This is a genomic window from Oleiphilus sp. HI0079 (assembly GCF_001635105.1).
In genome coordinates this window covers 1-1,611 of record NZ_LWFT01001437.1, presented here as the reverse complement: position 1 = coordinate 1,611, position 1,611 = coordinate 1, and the positions used below count along the sequence as shown (strand labels likewise).

General features: G+C 48.2%; 2 protein-coding genes. One reads left to right on the top strand and one right to left on the bottom strand.

Going from position 1 to position 1,611, the window contains the following annotated elements:
• A partial coding sequence (locus A3750_RS24645) for an OmpP1/FadL family transporter (RefSeq protein ID WP_068549045.1) occupies positions 1 to 1,185 on the top strand: 1,185 nt, incomplete at its 5' end.
• Positions 1,186 to 1,390: 205 nt separating this feature from the next.
• Here A3750_RS24645 and A3750_RS24640 read toward each other — a convergent pair.
• A partial coding sequence (locus tag A3750_RS24640; RefSeq protein WP_156498927.1) for a PEP-CTERM sorting domain-containing protein occupies positions 1,391 to 1,611 on the bottom strand: 221 nt, incomplete at its 5' end.

The window sequence follows — 1,611 nt, the reverse complement described above, 5'->3', positions numbered from 1 at the left end:
GCAGATGCAACAAACGGCTATTTTCGCTTGGGCTACAGCGCAAATAGTATTGCCATGGGAGGCGCTTCAACAGCAACAGCACAAGATGCAATGGCAGGGGCAAGCAACCCTGCATTGGCATTGAACATCGACACGAACTTTACTGCAGCGGTGAGTCTATTTGCTCCGGATCGTGGTTTTACAGTCGAAGGTGGCGGTCCAGCGGCACCCCCTGAGTTTGGTCTTCAACAACAAGACACCTCGTCTGACAGCCATTACTTTGTGATCCCCTCTTTTGGTTATAACCGCATCATCGATGAAGACTTTGCGATCAACGTCAATGTGTACGCCAATGGTGGAATGAACACCGACTATAGCGAATCAGTATTTTATGCAGGCGAGACGGGTGTCGATCTTTCACAGATGTTTATCAGCACCTCGTTTGCCTACAAGGTAGCCGAGACCACACACATTGGTATCGCACCGATCATTGCAGGCCAACGTTTCAAAGCGCGCGGTTTGAACAGCTTTGCAGGCTTCTCTCAAGACCCAACAAAGCTAAGCGATAACCAATACGATTATTCCTTTGGCTATGGCGCTCGCTTTGGGGTCTGGCATGGTCTAAACGAGAACTGGAGTTTTGGCGCGAGCTATCAAACAGAAACCAAGTTCCAAGAGTTCGAAAAATACGAAGGGCTTTTCGCTGAAAACGGCGCGTTTAATATTCCTGAAACCTACAACCTGGGTTTGGAGTTCAAACGCAGCAACTACACAGTCGCATTTGATTATCAGCGAATCAATTATTCGGATATTCAATCTGTCGGAAATCCAATGCTGCCCGCACTGGCTCCAGGAAGCCTCGGTACCGATGGCGGCCCCGGTTTTGGCTGGCAAGACATGAACGTTTATGAGCTAGGGTTTGCGATTGATGGTGCAAGCGACAACACCTATCGATTTGGTGTCAGCTATGGTGAACAACCAATACCAAGCTCTGAAGTGCTTTTTAATATTCTCGCGCCAGGCGTTCAGGAGTGGCACTTTACTGCGGGCTATGAGTTTGGGGTGAATGATGTGGATTACGCATTCGCATTGATGTACTCACCAAGCAAGTCGGTGAAAGGTCGTAATCCCTTGCTAGGTAGTCAAGAACAAACCATCGAACTTGAGATGTCTCAAATCGAACTGACCTTTGGGGCTAACTTCTAGCTGACCGCAAAGTCGAAAAGCTGCGTCATAAACACAAAGCGCTGCCTTCGCCTTAAACGCCGACGGTGGCTCTTTGTTCTTCTTGGTCAAACACAACCAATCGTTACGTCCTTCTCTACTTTGCCCTTGAAATAACGCTCAACTAACAGACACAAAAAAACCGNATGGTTCTAATATGCGGTTTTTTTGTGTCTGAGGAGAGAGATTATGAGTTGCGCTTTCTTGCTAATCTCAAACCTGCGAGACCAAGACCTAACAACGCAAGTGTCGCTGGCTCTGGCACATCAGTAGGCGGCTCATCATCCGGTACGACGGAGGAACGATAGTACAGAGATACGTGAGAAAGGCCTTGCGGATTTTCACTGGAATTCGTCGCTGTACCATTTGTTTGCCAGTTGATCGCATCGATATTTCCTAACGGCGCGT